This is a genomic window from Siminovitchia fortis, from assembly GCF_007681465.1.
Lineage (GTDB): Bacteria > Bacillota > Bacilli > Bacillales > Bacillaceae_C > Siminovitchia > Siminovitchia fortis.
This window is the reverse complement of sequence record NZ_VEKZ01000044.1, coordinates 11,742-34,224: the sequence shown is the minus strand read 5'-3', so window position 1 is coordinate 34,224 and position 22,483 is coordinate 11,742. Positions and strand designations below refer to the sequence as shown.

Here is a 22,483-nt window from a genome sequence, read left to right as displayed (position 1 = left end):
TCGTAAAACGGATCGAAATGGCGTGTTCCCATTTTGTTCGCCCACAAACATTTTACTCATACTTGAAGGGAGATTGACGATGACTAAGGAATACAAACTATTTATCGAGGGTAAGTGGACAGATGCCGTTTCAGGCAAAACATTTGAAACTTACAATCCGGGGACGGGGGAAGTGAATGCTGTCGTCGCGGAAGCCGGAAAGGAAGATGTTGACCGCGCTGTCCAGGCGGCAAGAAACGCTTTTGAATCCAATGAATGGAAAAACATGCCGCCGGGGGAAAGAGGAAGGCTTCTGTTCATGGCAGCCCTTAAGATGAGGGAAAAGATTGAGCACCTCGCAGAGGTAGAGTCAAGGGAATGCGGTTTGACGATAAAAGAGACTCAATTCATCGCGTTGCCGGCAACCATCGATGTGCTTGAGTTTTACGCAGGTCTTGCGAACAAAGTACAGGGGGAGACACTCGCTTCGCCGCCTGACCGGCTGAATTATACGATCCGGGAGCCGCTTGGTATCATCGGGGCAGTGGTACCTTGGAATTTCCCTTTGATGCTTGCCATGTGGAAAATCGCACCTGCACTTGCGGCCGGAAATACGATTGTTCTTAAGCCTGCTGAACAGACACCTTCCAGCTTGCTTGAATTAATGGAAATCTTCCAGGAAGCTGGCATTCCGGATGGAGTCATCAACGTTGTTCCCGGGTTTGGAAAGGAAGCAGGAAGCGCTCTGGTGTCACATCCTGGCATAGACAAAATTGCTTTTACAGGATCTACCGCTACAGGAAGGTTCATTATGCGGGCTGCAAGCCAACATTTGAAACCGTTGTCACTTGAGCTCGGCGGAAAGTCGCCAAATATTATTTTTGAAGACGCTAACCTTGCAAATGCGGTGAGGATGGCTGCATTCGGAATTTATTTTGCACAGGGACAGGTTTGTGCGGCGGGTTCCCGCATCTTTGTCCAGGATTCCATTTATGATGATTTCATGGATGCATTTGTCAAGCAGGCAAAATCTATCAAAGTCGGCAACCAATTGGATATGGCCACACAAATGGGGCCGCAAATTTCACAAGCACAGCTTGAAAGAATTGAAGATTATGTGGCAGCAGGACTGGATGAGGGAGCCAACTTGCTGACAGGGGGGGGAAAGGCTTGCTTCGAGAGACGGGTTTTTCTATACGCCGACCATTTTGGAAAACGTATCAAATGAAATGAGAATTGCACAGGAAGAAATTTTTGGACCGGTCGCTTCCGTGATCCGATTCAAGGATGAAGAGGATGCTTTAAGAAAAGCGAATGACACGATTTACGGATTGGCTGCAGGCGTTTGGACGAACGATATTAAACGCGGCCACCGGATGGCGAGAGGGCTCAAATCCGGAACCGTTTGGCTCAATACTTACAGCCTCTTAGACAGTGCCGCTCCATTCGGCGGGACCAAACAAAGCGGTTTCGGCCGTGAACTGGGTATCCAGGCGATGGATATGTACACGGAAACAAAGCATGTCTGGGTTGACTTAAATCCTGATGCTATCGATTGGTACGGCGCTTAAGCCGTACCTCACCAGCGAAAATTATTTTATAGAAGAAATTTTGGGGAGGAATTTATCAATGACTAAATCATTAGCAGCTAATATCAGTGTAGAAGAATTACGCGAACTGGATAAGAAGCACTATCTGCATCCGATCACTCCATTAAAGCAGCAGCAGGCTGAGGGACCTGAACTTATTTTTAAAAGTGCGAAAGGATTACGCATTACAGATGTACAAGGAAATGAATTTATTGATGGAGTCTCGGCCTTGTGGAATGTGAATGTCGGCTATGGCCGCCAAGAACTTGCTGAAGTTGCAAGGGAACAAATGATGAATCTCTCGTACGCATCGTCATTTTTCAATCAATCTCATGAGAATGTTATCCGCCTTGCGGAAAAATTGGCAAAGATCGCTCCAGGAAAGCTGGATGTCAGCTTCTTTACTTCTGGAGGATCTGAATCAAATGAGACAGCATTTAAAATTGTAAGGCATTATTGGAAGCTGAAAGGTAAAGCGGAAAAAAGTAAAATCATCGCCTTAGAAAACGGCTATCACGGAGTAGCCATGGGAACTACAAGTGCTACTGGTGTTCCGGTATTTAAAGATATGATTACAGAAGTTGCGCCTGGCTTTTTGCATGCAATTCCATATCTGACTGAGTGTGAAAAAGGAGATAAATCACATCCGGATTATGAACGCAGCTTAAGGGGGATTATTGAGAGGGAAGGTTCGGAAACGATAGCGGCTGTTATTATGGAACCTGTTCAAGGTGTAGGCGGGGTTAATATACCACCGGAAGGCTATTTACAAGCTGTTCGTGACTTATGTGATGAGCAAAATATCTTGATGATCACTGATGAAATCATTACGGGATTCGGAAGAACTGGAAAAATGTTCGGAGTTGACAACTGGAATGTGGTACCGGATCTTATGTGTGTGGCGAAAGGGATTACGAGCGGCTATGTACAGTTAGGTGCTGTTATGCTCTCAAGTGAAATGAGAGATGAAATGACAGAGCTTTCGGACGGCCCGATGTTCCACGGATTTACTTATAGCGGGCATCCAACAGCATGCGCAGTAGCATTGAAGAATATTGAAATTCTTGAGACGGAAGGTTTGGTCGAAAACTCTCGAAAATTGGGAGAAAAGCTGTTCCAAGGATTAAAGTACCTGGAAGAAAATCACCAAATTACAGCAGATGCAAGAGCGCTGGGTCTGTTGGGAGCAATTAGTCTCTTTAAAGATCGGGACAATAGAGAAGGCTTTGATTTTGATTTGCATGCAGCCACCGCTGTTGTGGAACTGTGCAGAGAAAGAAACTTAATTTTAAGGCCACTTGCCTTTGGTATGGAGGCGGTTGCTATCGCTCCTCCGCTAATCGCAACCGAACAGGATATTGATACGATTATTGAAATATTGTCAGATGCTATTAAGGAATTCGAGCAAAAAGTTCTTTAATTACTGATTAAAGGGCTGTCCCAAAATTGAAAAATTCAGAGAAGACCTTTGGGGCAGCTCTTTTTCTAAGTTATGCTGCTTCTTTCCGATTCATTTAGTGTAAACGATTTCAATTAAGTTTATAGAAAATAGATTAAGAGAGGAGTGTTATTATGGAAGCTAGCAGGACCTCTGAAGCGGTTTTACAACCCGCTGATACGAATACCGGCACCGACGAATTGAAGAAAGTATTTAAAACAAGAGATTTGGTCGTCTTTGGACTTGTCTTTATGGCTCCGGTATCAGCGCAGACATTATTTGGAGAATTATCGTTGATCTCACAAGGTCATGCCGTGTTATCTTATCTTGTTGCCCTTGTTGCCATGATTTTCACGGCCGCTAGTTACGGAAAAATGGCAAGCGCTTTTCCGGCCGCAGGTTCAACGTATAGTTATACGGCACGCGCTATCCACCCAGCTGTTGGATTTATTGCAGGCTGGACCATTTTACTAGACTACTTAATGATGCCTATTTTATTGACCAAGCTGAGTGCATTATTTTCTTTGGAACTTTTCCCAAATGTTCCATATTGGATTATGCTGCTTGTTTTTTTTGTTCCGATCACTCTTTTTAATTATTACGGAACTAAAATTACAGCTCGTGTAAATATGGCCATGACTGCTGCCATGTTATTTAGTCTAGTTATTTTTATTATCTTTGCGATGTCAAGCCTTGTGCGTACTGACGGGTTTGGAAGTCTCTTTTCAATCGCAGGAATCTTTAACCCAGGCACATTTTCAATGGACGCTTTAATAGCGGGTGCCTCCATTGCTGTTTTATCGTACCTAGGATTTGATGCGGTTACGACAATGGCGGAAGATTCAAGGGAATCCGGGAATATAGTTGGCAGAGCAGCGGTGATTGCTTTGTTGTTTGCTTCACTTTTCTATATTATGCAAGTTTATTTTGCAACCTTGGTTGCTCCGAATTTTAATTCCTTCCAATCTCCCGATACAGCCTTTTTTGAGATTGCCACGGCTGTCGGCGGCAGCGGATTAGCTACTATTTGTACTGTCATCATCGCTTTAACTGGTATTGCTACAGGATTAGCTGGGCAATCCTCTGGATCACGAATTCTGTTTGGCATGGGGCGCGACAGGGTGCTTCCGGCGATCTTTGCTAAACTTCATCCGAAACACAAAAGCCCTTATGCCAGCATCATCATTTTGGCTGTAACCGGGTATTTAGGAGCTCTGTTACTTCCATTGTCACTCATTTTTTCGATTATGGTTTTTGGAGCATTGATTGGATTTACTTGCGTTAATATCTCCGTATTTTTGGAATTCTATATTAAAAGAAAGGAACGTTCAGGGAAATATATTTTGCTGCACTTGTTATTCCCGGCATTGGGAGTATTTGTCTGCTTGAATATTTTATTCGGAATGGATGCCATCGGAATTACGGTGGGCTTTTCCTGGATGTTTATTGGAATCATCGTGTTGTTGTTTAGAATGAATTCCGTGAAAAAATCTGGAGCGGCGGATCCTTTTAAATTGGATATGTGATGAAAAAAGTGTGACGCTCTATCGGATTTTGTATTGTACTTATTATCATGGCCGTTTTTACTTAATCATTCCGATTATAAAAAGAGGAAAAACATCTGCCAATCTAAAGCAAGGTTTTTCCTCTTTATTCAAGATCTCTTGATTAATTCATAACCCCTAATCGCCGTTTCGATGGCGATTCTTCTGTTTGAGTCCATATAGTCCTTGCCAAGCAGCTGCTCGATCTTTTCAAGCCGGTGATAAAGTGTCTGCCTTACGATATAGAGCTGTTCCGCTGCTTCTTTTTTCGAGCCGCCACAGGCAAGATAGACTTTCAATGTCTCGTAAAGGTCGCTGTCAGTCTTGGAATCGTAATCCAGAATGGGCCCAAGATAATCTTTTACATACGTTGACAGTTCACCGCTTTTTTTCAGTGGGAGAAGCAATCTGTATACTCCGATATCGTCAAATGTGACCATCTTCTCTTTGATTGTTGAGTGGTTCAGAGCGGCCACTTCTTTTGCTTCCAAATAGCTTTTCGATAATTGGCCAATCTGATCATATTCCCGCCCAACCCCATAAATTCTGCTGTTTCCCAGCAATGCCTTTTGGTCCTTCGTTTTCAGAAGGTACTGGATCAAACGCGCCAGCATATCTTTCGCCTTTTCCGGAGCGTTTGCCGGGAATGCCGCGATAACGGCGATTTCCTCTTTAGTTGCCGACACAGCGGGAAAGAAATCGAATCTTTTAAAAGTCGCCCGCATCATCAATGATCTTTGCAGCTTTATGTCCTCCCATTCCTCTTCGCTGATCATCCGGTCAGGCGGCTGAATTTCCATGACGAATACCCGGTAACTCATGTCGGGGCCCGCAAACGGCAAATGGCTGATCAGTTCCTCGTTTTCGTAATCCCTGCCTTGCAAAACGGCCCTTACGAATTTGTCCTCGGAATGCTGCTTTCTTTCTTCGATCGTCCTGTTCCGTAAAAGAATTTGGGCAATGGCGAGTGCAGCCCTGTCCAAAATTAAAAAATGAAATTCCTCCGGTGCTTCATCAGCGGCATGAAGGCATAAGTAGCCCCAAATTTGGCCAAGTCCCTCAACCGGCATTAAAACAAATGATTCATCACCAATCGTCAGCATTCTTTGGGAGATGGCCTCACTTTCGGCAGTTCGAAGGTAATCCAGTATCAGATCGTGATAATGTTTTTGGTCAGATGGGTAGTGAAAGGATTTTCCCTGTACAGGTACAAAAATGACTGTCCGGTGAAAATAATCATACAATTCATGGAGGATTTTTAAAATGCCGTTTGAAGACATGGACAACTCGATAAACTTTCTCGAAGAGGTGTCCAGATAGCGCAGCAGGTCATGATGCCTGTTGATAATCAGACTATGAAGCTCCTGCGTAATGTCTACGAATTTGACAGTCTCTTCGAACATGATAATAGGAAAATCATTGTTTTCGGCAAGCTCTAAAATATCCTCGTGAATCTCTTGGAAATAAGGGCCTTTTTCGATGCAGATGCCGGCTGCATTCGAAGCGATCAGCTGCCGGACAAATTTTAGCTGCGCCGAGAAATCGAGATGGAGTCCGACGCCGGTTGTTAAAATCAATTCTCCTCCATGAATAAGGGAGCCGAAGTCTTCCACTTCCAAAACGTGGACCCACCGGATTACCCTGTCAAGGCCGCCGGATCCGGCAAGCACTTTAGCATGCCTGAAATGTTCCCTTGTAAAAACATCCTTTACCTTTAATGTGAATTCATTCATCATGGCGACGGCCTCCAATATGTTAAATGAAATAGAATGATGATTTTACACAATGTCTAATGATTTAAGGGGGAATTGTCTGTAAAATTGATTATGAAGTGAAAGGAAGAATGAGTCAACTATTAATATATTAAGCTTAGGAGGATGAAAAGATGAGTACTGTTTCCGAAAAGACGCAAACGCTTGCAAATTTTATAAATGGACAATGGGTTAAATCAAAGACGGACAAATATGAAGACGTTCCAAATCCGGCCACTGGTGAAACTCTTGCCCGTGTTCCGGTTTCCACGAAAGAAGATTTGGAAGATGCGGTAAAAGCTGCCAAAAAAGCATATAAGACATGGAGCAAGACAGCAGTTCCGCAAAGGGCGAGAATCCTCTTTAAGTATCATCAATTGTTGATTAATGAGTGGGACGAACTGGCAAAATTGATCACCATCGAAAACGGAAAGAACTTTGCTGAAGCGTATGGTGAAGTCCAAAGAGGGATCGAGTGTGTGGAGTTTGCCGCAGGCGCACCAACATTGATGATGGGAAATCAGCTTCCTGATATTGCAACAAATATTGAATCCGGTATGTACCGTTATCCGCTTGGTGTAGTTGGAGGGATCACTCCGTTCAACTTTCCGATGATGGTTCCTTGCTGGATGTTCCCGCTTGCGATTGCAGCCGGAAACACATTTATCCTGAAGCCGTCCGAAAGAACACCGCTTTTGGCGAATCGATTGGCCGAGCTCCTGGTTGAGGCAGGCCTTCCTGAAGGTGTATTCAATATCGTACACGGTGCACACGACATCGTAAACGGAATTTTGGAGCATCCTGACATTCCAGCCGTCTCATTTGTTGGATCACAGCCGGTTGCCGAGTATGTATACAAGACCGGTACTGCAAACGGCAAACGGGTTCAGGCATTGGCAGGGGCCAAAAACCATACGATCGTCCTTGAGGATGCTGATTTGGATTCTGCTGCAAACAACATCTTCAACGCAGCCTTCGGTTCAGCAGGCGAGCGCTGCATGGCATGCTCAGTCGTTGTTGCCGTTGACTCCATCGCAGACGAGCTTGTGAAAAAGCTTGTTGAAAAATCCGACAGCATCAAATTGGGAGACGGACTGCAAGACGGTATCTTCTTGGGACCGGTCATCCGCGATGCCCATAAAGAAAAAACACTCGGATATATCGAATCGGGCATTGAAGAAGGGGCAACACTTGTCCGCGACGGCCGTAAGGATAAATCTTTGTCAGAGGGCGGCTACTTCGTAGGTCCGACAATCTTTGAAAACGTAACGACTGATATGAAAATCTGGAAAGAAGAAATCTTTGCTCCGGTTCTTTCAGTCATCCGCGTAAAAGATTTGGATGAAGCAATCGAATTGACAAACAAATCCGATTTTGCGAACGGTGCCTGCCTGTTCACGGACAGTGCAAAAGCCATCCGCAAATTCAGGGAAGAAATTGATGCCGGCATGCTTGGGATTAACCTGGGAGTCCCTGCTCCGATGGCATTCTTCCCATTTTCCGGCTACAAGAAATCTTTCTACGGAGATCTGCATGCAAACGGACGCGACGGAATCGAATTTTACACTCGCAAGAAAATGGTTACGCAGAGACACGCTTATTAATACAAGGGGGACAGCCTTTATCTAATGAAAGAGGATCTGCCGCCCATAATTCAGAACATCTATAAAAGTATGGACATAGACAGCCTGGCCTGCCCGCACAACTGCGGGCAGGCCAGGCCCAAAAAGGAAAGGGGTTATATTATGTCAACAATCCAAACTGATACATTGGTAGAAAGAGACCGCCAAAATGTATGGCATCACATCTCTCCTTATAATGAAGCGAGCCCTCCGACTGTTTTTACAGAAGCGAAAGGGGCTTGGATGACGGACCACAAAGGAAATAAGGTGCTGGACGGCATGTCCGGGCTATGGTGTGTGAATGTCGGCTACGGAAGGGAAGAACTGGCCAAAGCCGCTTATGATCAAATGATTAAAATGACTTATACCCCGATGACGCAAAGCCACCAGCCGGCCATCGATCTGGCGGAAAAGTTGAATGAATATTTAGATGACGATTATATGATTTTCTATTCAAACAGCGGATCTGATGCCAATGAAGTTGCGTTTAAGATTGCAAGGCAGTATCACCAGCAAAATGGCGAACCGTCCAGATTTAAATTCATCTCGCGTTACCGCGCCTATCACGGCAGCTCCATGGGTGCATTATCCGCAACAGGCCAGGCGTTAAGGAAATATAAATACGAGCCGTTGGTACCCGGATTTTTACATGTTGCACCGCCTGACAGCTACAGGAGGCCGGAAGGGATGTCCGTAGAGGAGTTCAACATCCAAAAAGCGCAGGAGTTTGAAGAAAAGATCATCTGGGAGCAAAAAGAAACGATTGCCGGGATCATTATGGAACCGCTGATCACTGGCGGTGGCGTAATCATCCCGCATCCGGTCTATATGGAGAAAGTACAGGAAATCTGCAATAAGTATGGTGTACTGTTGATCATCGATGAAGTCATCTGCGGTTTTGGAAGAACCGGCAAGATGTTCGGACACATGCACTATAAGGTGAAGCCGGATATCATTTCAATGGCCAAAGGCTTGACAAGTGCCTATTTGCCGCTATCCGTGACGGCTGTCAGAAAAGATATTTATGAGACGTTTAAAAAGAGCGAAGAAAACAGCCACTTCCGGCATGTGAACACATTTGGCGGAAATCCCGCAGCTTGTGCCTTGGCATTGAAAAACCTGGAAATTATGGAAAGAGAAAATCTTGTGGCCCGTTCTGCGGAACTCGGAAAACGCCTGCAAAACGAACTGGCTGACTTGAATGACCATCCTCATGTCGGAGATATTCGGATCAAAGGATTTTTAATGGGGATTGAAATGGTGGAAGACAAGGAAACAAAAGAGCCTGCAACGAACGAGCGTGTCGGAAAGATCATTGCGGAGTGCCGTGCAAAAGGATTGATCATCGGTAAAAACGGGGACACCGTCGCCGGTTATAACAATATTTTAACTTTATCTCCTCCTCTTTCATGCACAGACGAAGATGTCGACTTCATCATTTCGACGATCAAGGATGTTTTAAATCATAATAAATAAAAAATAGGTTAAAATACTTGGTACAGAGGTGTTTTTGAAAACACCTCTGTATTGTTCACAAAAATGTTTTAAACAGAAGGCTTTCGTTTGTTCCATTAAAGTGTTAATATCTTATTTGTGATAGTTAGAACATGTTAGGAGGAAGTAGTATGATTATTGGTGTACCTAAGGAGATTAAAAGTAACGAAAACCGTGTGGCTATGACCCCGGCTGGTGCCTATACATTGACGCATGCAGGCCATGAAGTACATATTGAAACAGGTGCAGGCCTTGGCTCAAGCTTTACCGACGAACAGTATGCAGAAGCCGGCGCGAAAATCGTAAACAGTGCCAAAGAAGCTTGGGACGCGGACATGGTTATGAAAGTTAAAGAGCCGCTTGAAGAAGAGTTCGGCTATTTCCGTGAAGGATTGATCCTTTTCACATACTTGCATCTTGCTGCAGAGCCTGCTGTGACTAAAGCACTTATAGAAAAGAAAGTGGTTGCGATCGCTTACGAAACTGTACAGCTTCCAAACCGCTCACTTCCGCTTCTTTCCCCAATGAGTGAGGTTGCAGGAAGAATGGCAACACAAATCGGTGCGCAGTTCCTTTCCAATACTTACGGCGGAAAAGGAAAGCTTCTTGCAGGGATCCCAGGTGTAGAACGCGGAAAAGTAACAGTTATCGGCGGTGGACAAGCTGGAACGAATGCTGCGAAAATGGCAGTGGGCCTTGGTGCTGACGTAACAGTTATCGATCTTAACGTTGACCGTCTGCGCCAGCTTGACGATATTTTTGGCAACGACATTAAAACATTAGTTTCTAACCCATTCAACATTGCCAATGCAGTTAAAGAATCTGACTTGGTTATTGGAGCTGTTCTTATCCCTGGAGCGAAAGCACCTAAACTCGTTTCTGAAGAAATGGTTAAATCCATGTCTCCGGGATCCGTACTTGTTGACATTGCGATCGACCAAGGCGGTATCTTTGAAACAAGCGACAGAGTTACAACTCATGACAATCCGACTTATGAAAAACATGGTGTTGTTCACTATGCTGTTGCAAACATGCCTGGTGCAGTTCCACAAACATCAACGATGGGATTGACAAACGTAACAGTTCCTTATGCGCTTCAAATCGCTAATAAAGGCTACAAACAAGCATGCTTGGATAACGAGCCGCTATACAAAGGAATCAACGTCCTTGACGGCAAAGTTACATTCAAAGCAGTTGCAGATGACCTCGGATACGAGTTTGTTGAGGCAAAAGAATTGTTTTAATAAAGAATAGCGAATGTCGCCTGATCGGCGCTTTAGTACAAAAAACAACCGCCCGGAGTGATATCCGGGCGGTTGTTTTTGAAAATAATTTAGGAAACCTTTCCTTTCTCGCAGGCAATTATAGGGAAAAACAAGAAAATATGAAGTTGATATGGTATCCTAAAACAAAGGATCCAACCGGTGGTGATTACTATGGGAAAAATTTATTCCCTCGAAGAACTAATGAAATATATTTCTAATATGAATAGTGAGAATTCTGTATTTCAGTTTTCTATTCCTGGCAAGGGGAAATTTACACTTGTTCTTCAAGAAGAATACGAGCAATCAATAAGTATTGAAGCTGAGGAAAATCCAGCACTTAAGCGTATGTTAAAGAAGAGTATTGAGCAACACCAAAAAGGGCATGGCATGACTACAACGGAACTTTTAAAATCACTTTCCAAAAAGGACTTTATGTAATGTATGATCGTAATGTTATTTGGTCCCCCGCTGTCAAGGAAAAATTGACTCAGTTTAGGAGTAAAAGATTTACCCCAGAAGAAACTCTAGACTTTATTTCCCAGTTTATCCTAGAAGTCGAAGAGCTCTTAGCGAATGATATTATTGGGAAATCGTATACTGAAGAATTTGGGAAATATAAAGGGATTTCAAGGGTAGTTATTAAGAAGTTTAGGGTTTATTACAAGCTAATTGATAACGACGTTGTTGTTTTAGCTGTCCTTTTCCCGGGTGAAAACTAGATGCATAATACACCCGATCATATATTTGACCAGATATGATCTTTTTTTAATATTTTCTTAAAGGAAACACAACCCCGTCCCTATATAGGACAGGGTTATACGTGTTTTGTCATTAAAATAAACAACCTTATTGTCGTCTTACAGCTCGCACATTGAAATAGGATTTTCACACATTAGTACTTCGCATACCACGAGAATGCTGTCACCTTTTTCTGCTGCAGACAAGTTCCTTCGCTATCAAGGGATGATTTACAACCCTCCCAATTTTTTACTCAATAATCTGAAGTGATTTGGAATAGCCGGTAAGAACTTCCACACCCTCTTCAGTTACCAAAACATCATCTTCAATGCGCACTCCTGCAACTCCCGGTATATAAATCCCAGGTTCTATTGTAAAAATCATCCCCGGCTCCAGTTCCATTTCGTTTGTTTCCGTTATGGAGGGGTACTCATGTACACTAATTCCCAGCCCATGGCCGAGCCGATGGGTGAAGTATTTCCCGAATCCCGCGTCTTGAATGATATTCCTTGCGGTTTGGTCCAGTTCTCTTGCTTTTACCCCGGGCTTTGTCAATTTGACGGCTGCTTCTTCTGCCTTTAATACAGTCTCATATATGTTCTTTTGCTCATCGGTAATATCCCCAAAGGCAACAGTACGTGTGATATCAGAGCAGTAGCCTTCATATATAACACCTAAATCCATCAATACCAACTGGCCCCGTTCTATTTTCGTCAAACCGGGAATTCCATGCGGCGATGCAGCATTTGCTCCGGCCAGAACGATGGGATCGAATGACATGCCAGCTCCTTTTTTCTTGATTTCATATTCGATGGCAGCAATGATATCCAGTTCGGTTTTTCCTTCCGCCAATTCGTTGACTCCGACCTCGACGGCAAAATCGACAAGCTCGCAAGCTTTCTTGATCAATTTGATTTCCTGTTCGTCTTTTACAAGCCGCAATTCATTCAAAATGTTATCGGCGCTTACGAAATCGGCATCTTCATACCTCAGCGAAAGCTCTTCGTATCTGCTCACATTCAGGTGATCCTTTTCCACAGCCCATGACCGTATCCGGGGTAGGCGCGCTTTTATCCGTTCCTCTGCAAGGTCCCAAGGATTATCGGTATCACTATAACCAAGAATCTCCTTGTCCCAGCCCGCGTTCTTTGCATCATCCGCTTCCATGGCGGGACAAATGAGCAGCGGTTCCTTTTCCTGAAAAACGGCGAGTCCAAGCAGCCGTTCGTGCGGTTCGCACCTGAATCTGGTAAGATAAAATACATTATCCGGTGAAGAAATGAAAGCAGCATCGATTTGTTGGTCTTTCAGCCATAACATTAACTTTTCCAGCCTGGCGTTCAAGTCTATCATCTCCCTGATTTCAATTGTTTAAATTGAGATTAGCATTAGATGATAAAAGAGACAAATATAAGAAGGAAAACAATCATGGAATAGGCAGGAAAAACCCAAATTATCTCGAAATCATTTTGGTATAGGGATTTTAAATTAAAGGAGTGTTGCAGCAAGATGAAAGTATCGTACCATGGTCATTCAGTCGTAAAAGTTATAACGGAAGGAAAAACGATTTTGATTGATCCGTTTATCACCGGAAATGAATTGACGGATTTAAAAGCGGAGAATGAAAATCCCGATGTCATTATTTTAACGCATGGGCATTCCGACCATGTCGGTGACACTGTGGAAATTGCCAAAAGATGCGATTCACTCGTGATTGCCCCGAACGAACTCGCGACTTACATCGGGTGGCAAGGTGTGAATACTCATCCCATGCATATTGGAGGGGCGTATGAGTTTGATTTCGGAAAAGTGAAATTTACACCTGCTTTTCACGGCTCCGCAATTTTCACAGACGACCAACAAATCATTTATTTAGGCATGCCTGCCGGAGTTTTATTGATGGCAGAAGGAAAAACAATCTACCATGCCGGAGATACAGCGCTATATTCCGATATGAAATTGATCGGGGAGCGAAACGCTATTGACCTGGCATTTCTGCCGATAGGCGACAATTTTACAATGGGACCGGAAGATGCTGCGCTGGCGGCGGAATTTGTACAGGCCAAAACGGTTGTCCCTATTCATTACAATACATTTCCGCCGATTAAACAGGACCCGCAGCGTTTTATCGAATTGCTAAAGGAGAATATTAACGGGAAAGTCATGAATCCCGGCGATTTAATCGAGCTATAAGCATATCCCCCTGCATATATTAGTACCATTAGTTCAATGCAGGGGGGATTTTTATGAATAACCGTTATTTGCTTTGCCTTCTTATTTGCTCTGCCTTGATTTATTTTTCTGTGCCCCGGATCCACCCGACCGCTTCAGGGATGGAAGGTGTGTTTGCCGCAAGCTGGCTGGCATTTGCTTTCCTCGTTTTTGCCGGAAACCTGGCTGCTCTTTTATTTCCAAATAAATATAAAAAGAAATACGCTGAGGGTTCAGAAGCTGCAGGAAAAAGCAAAAAACGCATGAGGGCAAATTGAGAGAAGGATAAAATTGATGATCTGGGCTTTTCACTATATAATAAGCTTAATGATTGTACGGTAAATGAAAAGGGTGAAAAGCTTGTCGACAAAGCATGAACAAATCATTCGGCATATTGACGGACTGCCTGTCGGGGAAAAAATCTCAGTGCGGCAAATCGCCAAAGCGTTGAATGTCAGCGAAGGAACTGCCTACAGGGCAATAAAAGATGCCGAAAACAGGGGATATGTAAGTACAATTGAACGGGTTGGAACGATCCGTATAGAACAGAAGAAAAAAGAGAATATAGAGAAGCTGACATATGCTGAAGTTGTCAATATCATTGACGGCCAGGTATTGGGCGGAAGAGCCGGCCTCCATAAAACGCTGAACAAATTTGTCATCGGCGCAATGAAGCTTGACGCCATGATGCGATATACGGGTGCGGACAACCTGCTGATCGTAGGAAATCGGACAAAAGCCCACGAATACGCGTTGATGGCGGGTGCTGCTGTTTTGATTACCGGCGGATTCGATACAGAAGACCATGTGAAAAAGCTTGCGGATGAATTGGAATTGCCGATTATTTCAACAAGCTATGACACTTTTACAGTGGCTGCCATGATTAACCGGGCCATTTACGACCAGCTTATCAAAAAAGAAATCATTCTTGTTGAAGATATTTTTATCCCACTCGAAAAAACAATTGCCATTACGACAAAGGAAAAAGTGTCAGACTGGTATACGAAAAAGGAAATGTCCGATCACAGCCGTTATCCCGTGATTGATTTGAATAACAAAGTACAAGGGATGGTTACCGGAAAGGACGTCATTGGGCAGGATCCGGACATTGGCATCGATAAAGTGATGACGAAAAATCCGATCACCGTCGGGAGAAAAACAAGCGTTGCCTCTGTTGCCCATATGATGATTTGGGAAGGGATCGAAGTGCTGCCGGTTGTGGACGAACACCAAAGGCTCGAAGGGATCATCAGCCGCCAGGATGTATTGAAAGCGTTGCAAATGATCCAGCGACAGCCCCAGGTGGGAGAAACAATTGATGATACGATTTCAAAGCAGCTATCCAACAGCAAGTATGCAGGCGAACCATCCTTTACATTCGAGGTGACGCCGCAGATGACAAGCCAGCTTGGAACGATTTCCTACGGGGTCTTCTCATCCATTATAGCTGAAGCTTCCAACAGGCTTTTCAGGCTGCAGAAGAAAGGGGAGCTCGCTGTAGAAAGCATGACGATCTATTTTTTGAAGCCGGTCCAAATGGATTCAACACTTGAAGTTGTCCCAAGAATAATGGAGGCTGGGCGTAAATTCGGAAAAGTGGACGTCGAGGCATTCAACAACGGGGAAATCGTAGGAAAAGCGCTGATGATGTGCCGGTTGATTGATCGGTAACGAAATACCTTAACGAAAGGCTCTAAACGCAAAAAGCCGCTTTCCAAGCGGCTCATTCAGCGGGTCTGTCCATCAAGTTGTTTCGCTTCCTCTTGAACATATGGAATATGATGGCGGAAGGATTTGTATCCCGCCCATGCGCTGGCACTTCCCAGCAAAATGAAGACGGCAGCCACAACATAGGTCACAGTTGTGCTGAACAGGAAAAGCTGGTTTACTCCGAATAACGCGACAAACAGGCCAAGGGCGATGCTGGATTTGCCGCTGAGCAGCTTTTTTTCCATCGGCCTTCTGCTTCGGAAGTATTTTATCTTATAATAAATGTAAAACGAAGCTGACAAGATGATCAGAAAAACTAAAAATGGCATTTGTCCATCCTCCAAATCAATAACTGTCATCCATCTTATTGTAACGCCAATCCATTATAATTGCCACTTGCCCAATTTCGATTATTTCGTGAACTTCCCGCCGATTGCGCAAGGTGAAAGGAGCTTCTTATGAAGGAAGAGATTTTTGAAGCTGTCAAAAGCTATGATACGATTATTATTCATCGCCACGTACGCCCGGACCCTGACGCCTATGGGTCTCAAGGAGGGCTGGCAGAAATATTGAAGACATCATTTCCTGATAAGCAGGTCTATGCTGTTGGGGAACATGATCCTTCCTTGGATTATTTGCGGCAACCGGACGTGATTGCCGATGAAATGTACGAAGGTGCATTGGTCATCGTCTGTGATACGGCAAACGAGGAAAGGATCTGCGATTCAAGATATCATTTGGGTGATAAGCTGATCAAGATCGATCATCATCCAAACGAAGATCCGTATGGAGATATTCTCTGGGTTGATTTGAATGCCTCTTCCACGAGTGAGATGATCTATGAATTTTATAAAACATTCGGCGATGAATGTTTAAGAATGACCGATGAAGCGGCAAGATTGATATACGCCGGAATTGTTGGGGACACCGGACGTTTTTTATATCCAAGTGCGACCGAAAAAACATTTGAATACGCCAAGGAACTGATCAGCTATTCTTTTGACCGGACACTCCTCTATAACGAGATGTATGAACTTGCTCCAAGAATGATCAAGCTTCAGGGCTATGTATTGGAAAACTTTAAAATGAATGAAGATGGTGCGGCAGTTGTTTCCATACATAAAGGAACCCTTGATGAATATGGCATCCTTCCGTCAGAAGCTTCACAGCTTGTTAGCTCTTTGGGGATGGTCAAAGGAATCAAAGCCTGGGCGTTCTTTATTGAAGAAGCCGATCAAATCCGTGTCCGGCTTCGCTCAAAAGGTCCTGTCATCAATACGATTGCCATGAAATATGGAGGCGGCGGACATCCCCTTGCAGCAGGTGCTTCGGTCTACTCGTGGGAAGAAGCGAAAGCAGTAATAGAAGAAATAGAAGCGATTTGCAGGCAAAGTTGAAACGGCCGACGTTTCAGTCAGCCAGTTTCAATTCCAATACAAGGCTGATCGTTGTGTAAAAATACAGTTCCTTGACGACCAGCCTGTATTGCTTTCCATTGATGGTCAATCTTTTATTTTCAACTGTCTTTTTTATGATCTCCTTATTTTTATAAACAGTCGTCAAATCCTCGGCAATCAGCGACCTTAAGTCTTCCCCGACCGATTCCTCCGCTTTATATATACCCAGGCGATCGTTGATTCCGTACCGTTCAAAATTGTGGATCTTCACGTCTATCTCCTGTATGGTCAGCATCTTTTCATTCTCTTCGTTCAATTTTTGTTTATCTTCTTCCAAGATTTGAATGTGCCCGCTCAACTCATTGATCCGGATGGCCTGTCTTTCTATGATCGTACTGTTTTTTTGCTGGATGGTTCCGAACATGAAAAGGAAAACAAGCCAGCTGATGCATCCGCCAACTGCGGCACCGGCAAGAAAACGCTGCCATACCGGGTGGCGATAGAAAGGAGGAATCCTCATGATATGTGCTCCTGGGTCAGCCATGAAATGATCAAGGCGGCTGTTTTTGCACCGCCCATCGCTGACAATATCAATAAAAACTGTTTAAACAGATCGGTTGTCCCGCCTTCCAGAAACCCTTTTTCAAAACTGTATACAGTGTCAAAGGTACCTCCAATTGCTGCGATGATGGCCCAAATTCTGACCCGCCCCGCAATGTTCGCTATTTCCGCCAGCAGCGGCGCTCCAGTTACAAAAGCAGCCAGTCCGCCGATCAAAGAGCCGCCCAGCATTACTCCGAAGGCGATGAAGTAGCTGTTAAAGAAAGCCGGAAAAAAAGGTTCTTGCACGATTACCAACCCCAAAGATTGAAATATTCTTTCCTTGTATTACTTATATGGGACAAACCATTAATGTATGTAAAAAGAAAGGTTATAATAGAGGGAGAACGAATATTCCGTTAGACTGTCAGGAAAGTATCGGATAGAAAAGAGGTAAATCACTTGAACTTTGTTCATTTGCAAATAGCCACTGCTTACAGTCTGCTGTCAAGTACGGTTTCCATTTCTGAGCTGGTTCAGGAAGCGAAAAGGAAAAATTTCCATGCTCTGGCCATTACAGATCACAATGTTTTATACGGCGTCCTGTCTTTCTATCAAACTTGCAAGGAAGCAGGCATCAAACCGATCATCGGATTGACTGCGGATGTGGAAGCGGACGGAAACCAAGCTTATCCCCTTGTTTTATTGGCCAAAAACAATACCGGCTATGCCAATCTTTTAAAAATATCGAGCGCCATTCAAATACAGCCGGATAAAACCATTTCGTGGAAATGGCTTGGATCTTATAGTGAAGGATTGATTGCCATCACCCCGGGAATCATGGGAGAAATTGAGCAGTACTTGAAAGCAGGGGACGTGGAGCAGGCGCAAAAAGTTTCGGAGCGTTACATTTCCACTTTTGGCAAAGACTCCTTCTATCTTTCTTTGCAGGATCATCTTACAGATACGCCGCCCGGTTTTACAGACACGCTTGCACAATTTGCGGAGCGGATTGGAATAAAGACGGTTGCGACAAACGATGTGCGGTATTTGAAAAAAGAGGATCATTTTGCCTACAGATGTCTTCAGGCAATCCGTGATGGGGAAAAACTGGATATCACCGATGAAAAATTATACAGGTCCGGAGAATATTTTTTTAAAAGCAAGGAAGCCATGGCAGAAAAGTTTTCCGAGTATACCGAAGCCCTTGAAAATACTTTCCGGATTGCCGAAGAATGCAACGTCTTTATTGAAACGGACAGGCATCTGCTTCCGAAGTATCCCGTTCCCAAAAACAAGACAGCGAAAAATATGCTGCTTGAACAGTGTGAAAAAGGATTGGCGAAAAGGGGAATCGATGATCCCGAATACCGGAAAAGACTGAAATACGAGTTGGAAATCATCAATCAAATGGGGTTTAATGACTATTTTCTCATTGTATGGGACTTTATGAAGTATGCGAGGGATAACAGTATTCTGACAGGGCCGGGCCGCGGTTCGGCCGCCGGTTCGCTTGTTTCCTATGTACTGGAAATCACTGATGTCGATCCGGTCAAGCATGGGTTATTGTTTGAAAGATTTCTGAATCCCGAAAGAATCTCAATGCCGGACATCGATATCGACTTCCCGGATATACGCCGTGATCAAGTAATCGGATATGTAGCTGAAAAATATGGAAAAATGAATGTCGCGCATATTATTACATTTGGGACTTTTGCGGCGAAAGCGGCTATCCGCGATACGGCAAGAGTTTTTGGTTTAAGCCCGAAAGACATCGACCGGCTTTCGAAAATGATGCCTTCCCGTCTTGGAATGAAATTGGAGAGTGCTGTCAAGGAGTCGGCCGAATTGCGGGATATGATGGCATCCTCTGAGCAAAACCGCCTGATGTTTGAGACGGCTTTAAAGCTGGAGGGGCTTCCGAGACATACCTCCATTCATGCTGCAGGGGTAGTCATCAGCGAAGAACCGCTCGTGAATATCATTCCGATCAAAGAAGGCCCTGACGGGGTGTATGTGACACAGCTTCCGATGGAGGACCTTGAGAAAATCGGCCTGCTGAAAATGGACTTTTTAGGTCTTCGCAATCTGACGCTTTTGGAGCAGATTGTCAAAAGCATTAAAATTCATACAGGAAAAACAATTCGTTTGCAGAATATCCCGTTTGCGGATGAAAAAACATTTCAGTTGCTGCAAAAAGGCGATACGACCGGAATTTTTCAACTGGAATCCGAAGGGATGAGAAAGGTTCTGAGGGAACTTAAGCCGACGGAGTTTGAGGATATTGTTGCTGTCAATGCTCTTTTCAGGCCGGGACCGATGGAAAACATCCCAACATATATCAAAAGAAAACACGGCAATGAGAAGGTAGAATATCCCCATCCAGACTTGAAGCCGATATTGGATTTCACTTATGGAGTCATTGTCTATCAAGAGCAGATCATGCAAATAGCTGCGGCCCTTTCCGGCTATTCCCTTGGGGAAGCCGATCTTCTCAGAAGGGCAGTGAGCAAGAAGAAGAGGGAGGTTCTTGATCAGCAGAGAAGGAGGTTCGTTTCAGGTGCAGTTGAAAAAGGATATGACCAGGATACAGCAAATGCTACATACGACTTGATTGTCCGCTTTGCAAACTATGGGTTCAACCGGAGCCACGCGGTGGCATATAGTTTTATAGCTTGGCAGCTGGCCTGGCTGAAGGCCCATTATCCAAAATATTTCATGGCAGCCCTTCTGACGTCAGTAATAGGCAATGAAGACAAGATTGCCCTTTATACAGCTGAAGCCAAGCAGAAAGGGATAGAAATCCTGCCACCGTCCATCAATAAGAGCCATTATCCTTTCCTGGCTGAAAAGGAGGGGATCCGTTTCAGCCTTAGGGCGATCAAAGGCCTTGGAGCAGCTGCAATGAAAGAAATTGTCCAGGCACGGGAAGGAGGACCCTTTAAAGATCTGTTCGATTTTTGCCTAAGGGTATCTCCAAGGATTATTAACAGAAAAATACTCGAGTCCCTTGTGTATGCCGGATGCTTGGATGAGTTTGGACAGGACAGGGCTGTCTTGCTTGCGACCCTTGATGTGGCAATTGAGCACGCCGAACTGATGAGGCCATCAGGAGATACGCCGGATCTTTTCATCGAAGAAGAGATGTTCCATATAAAACCGATATACGTCGAGGTTGAGCCGATGCGCTTGGCTGATAAGCTGGCATTTGAAAAGGAAACGACAGGCATTTTTATATCAAGCCACCCGGCAGCCGCATTTGAAAAAGAATTTTCATCAGCCGATGCCGCCAAACTGATTCACCTGGAACCGGGCCAAAGAAATCAATCGGCCGGAATATACTTATCCGCAGTAAAAACAATCCGTACAAAAAAAGGCGACGTAATGGCATTCATTACGATGAGCGATCCTTCGGGCGAAATGGAAGGCGTCGTTTTTCCGGATGTATACAACCGCAGCAGCGCATTGCTGAAGCAGGGGGGGGTTGTTCTTGTCACCGGGAATGTGGAAGAACGGAAGGGCGCCGCTCAATTTATCGTTCAAAAGGTTGTTTCAACTGAAGAATTGAAAGAAAAAACCGGCAAACAAATGAAGAACTTATATGTGAAAGTTCCGGCAGAATTGCACATGCCTGATATATTAAATAAACTGCACTCCATTTTAAAAAAATATCCGGGACAAACAGGGGTTATCCTTTATTATGAGAAAGAAAATAAACTGATAAAGCTGGGGGATGAAAACCGTGTCGGACCTGAGGAAAAATGTCTCAAGGAGATCAGCGGGCTTCTTGGAGCAGATTGTGTAAAGTTAAAATAATTTTCTCAAACAGACGATAATATGTTATATTGTTTTATAAGCTTTTTTATTGGTGTATAAAAAACTGGGTATGGTTTGTATGAAGGAGTGAATTTTGTTGTCATTGCGAGATGAAGCATTGCATATACACAAATTACATAAGGGAAAGCTTGAATCCAAATCAAAGATTGAAGTGAAGAATGCAAAAGATTTGAGTCTGGCATACTCTCCCGGTGTTGCTGAACCATGTAAGGAAATTTATGAAAATCCAGGAACTGTGTATGATTATACAATGAAAGGCAACATGGTTGCCGTCGTTTCTGATGGAACAGCAGTATTGGGGTTGGGAAATATCGGCCCTGAGGCGGCCTTGCCAGTCATGGAAGGCAAAGCGGTATTGTTTAAAAGCTTTGCCGGAGTGGATGCTTTTCCGATTTGTCTAAATACAACCAATGTGGATGATATTGTCCAAACAGTTAAACTGCTCGAGCCGACGTTCGGTGGAGTGAACCTCGAGGATATAGCAGCTCCGAACTGTTTTGAAATCGAAAATAGATTAAAAAAAGAATTGAGCATTCCTGTTTTTCATGATGACCAGCATGGCACAGCTATTGTTACTGTAGCCGGCCTTGTGAACGCATTAAAAATTACGGGAAGAAGAATGTCTGAAATCAAAGTCGTGGCAAACGGAGCCGGTGCAGCAGGAATTGCGATTATCAAGCTGCTCCATAGTTATGGTGTTCGTGACATTATCATGTGTGATTCCAAAGGGGCGATCTTTGAGGGCCGCGCTGAAGGAATGAACGAAGTGAAGGCCGAAGTGGCCAAATTCACAAACCGTGACCGGCTTGACGGTGATTTGGCCTATGCCATCAAGGATGCGGATGTATTTATTGGAGTATCCGTAGCCGGTGCATTGACCGAGGAAATGGTCGCTTCAATGAAAGACGATCCGATCATTTTTGCCATGGCCAACCCTGATCCGGAAATCATGCCTGATACGGCCAGGGCTGCAGGTGCCAAAGTAATCGGGACAGGAAGGTCCGATTTCCCGAACCAGGTCAACAACGTATTGGCATTCCCCGGCCTATTCCGTGGGGCGCTTGACGTGGAGGCTACGAAGATCAATGAGAGAATGAAGCAGGCTGCGGTGGAAGCGATAGCCGGCTTGGTGTCAGAAGACGAACTGTCTCCCGACTACGTCATTCCCGGACCATTTGATCCGAGGGTGGCCCCTCATGTGGCTGCTGCCGTTGCGAAAGCTGCCATGGAATCCGGAGTGGCCCGGGTAAAAGTGGATCCGGAAAAGGTCAAGCAAAGAACTATGCAGCTGGCTGTCATCGGCAAAGATAAATAACAAATAAATTTATACACAAATGCTAAGAAAGGCCGTGCCGACTTGAAGGCCGG

At 44.4% G+C, this 22,483-nt stretch carries 18 protein-coding genes and 1 pseudogene; 14 read left to right on the top strand and 5 right to left on the bottom strand.

Features of this window, described 5'->3' with window-relative positions; genetic code table 11:
• Positions 1 to 79: 79 nt before the first annotated feature.
• From FS666_RS13645 to FS666_RS13635, 3 genes and pseudogenes are all read left to right on the top strand, one after another.
• Positions 80 to 1,550, top strand: a pseudogene (locus tag FS666_RS13645) (aldehyde dehydrogenase family protein).
• A gap of 58 nt (positions 1,551 to 1,608) precedes the next feature.
• Positions 1,609 to 2,988 carry an aminotransferase family protein gene (locus FS666_RS13640; protein ID WP_120074144.1) on the top strand — a complete coding sequence of 460 codons (1,380 nt, stop codon included), beginning with the start codon at positions 1,609 to 1,611 and terminating at the stop codon, positions 2,986 to 2,988.
• Between the two features lie 152 nt (positions 2,989 to 3,140).
• Positions 3,141 to 4,532 carry an APC family permease gene (locus FS666_RS13635; RefSeq protein WP_120074142.1) on the top strand — a complete coding sequence of 464 codons (1,392 nt, stop codon included), beginning with the start codon at positions 3,141 to 3,143 and terminating at the stop codon, positions 4,530 to 4,532.
• Positions 4,533 to 4,660: 128 nt separating this feature from the next.
• Here FS666_RS13635 and FS666_RS13630 read toward each other — a convergent pair whose 3' ends face one another.
• The gene (locus tag FS666_RS13630) at positions 4,661 to 6,286 is read right to left on the bottom strand and encodes a PucR family transcriptional regulator (protein WP_120074140.1); all 1,626 of its coding nucleotides are present in this window, start codon (positions 6,284 to 6,286) and stop codon (positions 4,661 to 4,663) included.
• Between the two features lie 149 nt (positions 6,287 to 6,435).
• Here FS666_RS13630 and FS666_RS13625 point away from each other — a divergent pair, with 149 nt between their 5' ends.
• The 5 genes from FS666_RS13625 (at position 6,436) to FS666_RS13605 (ending at position 11,401) form a co-directional block, all read left to right on the top strand.
• Positions 6,436 to 7,905, top strand: coding sequence for a CoA-acylating methylmalonate-semialdehyde dehydrogenase (locus FS666_RS13625; protein ID WP_144462617.1), 1,470 nt, complete (start codon positions 6,436 to 6,438; stop codon positions 7,903 to 7,905).
• Positions 7,906 to 8,046: 141 nt separating this feature from the next.
• Positions 8,047 to 9,399, top strand: coding sequence for an aspartate aminotransferase family protein (locus FS666_RS13620; protein WP_144462615.1), 1,353 nt, complete (start codon positions 8,047 to 8,049; stop codon positions 9,397 to 9,399).
• A gap of 149 nt (positions 9,400 to 9,548) precedes the next feature.
• Complete coding sequence (gene ald / locus FS666_RS13615; protein WP_120075374.1) at positions 9,549 to 10,661, top strand: alanine dehydrogenase; 1,113 nt, start codon at positions 9,549 to 9,551, stop codon at positions 10,659 to 10,661.
• Between the two features lie 192 nt (positions 10,662 to 10,853).
• The gene (locus FS666_RS13610) at positions 10,854 to 11,120 is read left to right on the top strand and encodes a hypothetical protein (protein ID WP_120075372.1); all 267 of its coding nucleotides are present in this window, start codon (positions 10,854 to 10,856) and stop codon (positions 11,118 to 11,120) included.
• Positions 11,120 to 11,401 (top strand): type II toxin-antitoxin system RelE/ParE family toxin, encoded by a 282-nt coding sequence (locus tag FS666_RS13605; RefSeq protein WP_120075371.1) that lies wholly within the window; start codon positions 11,120 to 11,122, stop codon positions 11,399 to 11,401. Before FS666_RS13610 ends, FS666_RS13605 begins: the two co-directional genes overlap by 1 nt.
• A gap of 268 nt (positions 11,402 to 11,669) precedes the next feature.
• Here the strand turns inward: FS666_RS13605 and FS666_RS13600 are convergent, their stop codons facing one another.
• A complete protein-coding gene (locus tag FS666_RS13600) occupies positions 11,670 to 12,764 on the bottom strand; it encodes a M24 family metallopeptidase (RefSeq protein WP_120075369.1) in 1,095 nt (364 codons plus the stop codon).
• 165 nt (positions 12,765 to 12,929) lie between these two features.
• On the opposite strand from FS666_RS13600, the gene FS666_RS13595 reads away from it, so the two are divergent.
• The 3 genes from FS666_RS13595 (at position 12,930) to FS666_RS13585 (ending at position 15,302) form a co-directional block, all read left to right on the top strand.
• The gene (locus FS666_RS13595; RefSeq protein ID WP_120075367.1) at positions 12,930 to 13,613 is read left to right on the top strand and encodes a metal-dependent hydrolase; all 684 of its coding nucleotides are present in this window, start codon (positions 12,930 to 12,932) and stop codon (positions 13,611 to 13,613) included.
• 53 nt (positions 13,614 to 13,666) lie between these two features.
• The gene (locus FS666_RS13590; RefSeq protein WP_120075365.1) at positions 13,667 to 13,909 is read left to right on the top strand and encodes a hypothetical protein; all 243 of its coding nucleotides are present in this window, start codon (positions 13,667 to 13,669) and stop codon (positions 13,907 to 13,909) included.
• Positions 13,910 to 13,991: 82 nt separating this feature from the next.
• Positions 13,992 to 15,302 (top strand): CBS domain-containing protein, encoded by a 1,311-nt coding sequence (locus FS666_RS13585; RefSeq protein ID WP_120075363.1) that lies wholly within the window; start codon positions 13,992 to 13,994, stop codon positions 15,300 to 15,302.
• Between the two features lie 56 nt (positions 15,303 to 15,358).
• Here FS666_RS13585 and FS666_RS13580 read toward each other — a convergent pair whose 3' ends face one another.
• A complete protein-coding gene (locus tag FS666_RS13580) occupies positions 15,359 to 15,670 on the bottom strand; it encodes a YtpI family protein (RefSeq protein ID WP_120075362.1) in 312 nt (103 codons plus the stop codon).
• Between the two features lie 129 nt (positions 15,671 to 15,799).
• Between FS666_RS13580 and FS666_RS13575 the strand changes: the two genes are divergently transcribed.
• Positions 15,800 to 16,738: a DHH family phosphoesterase gene (locus tag FS666_RS13575; protein WP_144462613.1), complete on the top strand. Its 939-nt coding sequence runs from the start codon at positions 15,800 to 15,802 to the stop codon at positions 16,736 to 16,738.
• A gap of 13 nt (positions 16,739 to 16,751) precedes the next feature.
• On the opposite strand, the gene ytrI is transcribed toward FS666_RS13575, so the two are convergent.
• Both ytrI and ytrH read right to left on the bottom strand, forming a co-directional pair.
• Positions 16,752 to 17,258, bottom strand: coding sequence for a sporulation membrane protein YtrI (gene ytrI, locus FS666_RS13570; protein ID WP_120075358.1), 507 nt, complete (start codon positions 17,256 to 17,258; stop codon positions 16,752 to 16,754).
• A complete protein-coding gene (gene ytrH / locus FS666_RS13565; RefSeq protein ID WP_120075356.1) occupies positions 17,255 to 17,587 on the bottom strand; it encodes a sporulation membrane protein YtrH in 333 nt (110 codons plus the stop codon). The genes ytrI and ytrH overlap by 4 nt, the downstream gene beginning before the upstream one ends.
• Before the next feature lie 153 nt (positions 17,588 to 17,740).
• On the opposite strand from ytrH, the gene dnaE reads away from it, so the two are divergent.
• Positions 17,741 to 21,094: a DNA polymerase III subunit alpha gene (dnaE, locus tag FS666_RS13560; protein WP_144462611.1), complete on the top strand. Its 3,354-nt coding sequence runs from the start codon at positions 17,741 to 17,743 to the stop codon at positions 21,092 to 21,094.
• A gap of 97 nt (positions 21,095 to 21,191) precedes the next feature.
• Complete coding sequence (ystJ, locus tag FS666_RS13555; protein WP_120075352.1) at positions 21,192 to 22,430, top strand: NADP-dependent malic enzyme; 1,239 nt, start codon at positions 21,192 to 21,194, stop codon at positions 22,428 to 22,430.
• Positions 22,431 to 22,483: the final 53 nt, after the last annotated feature.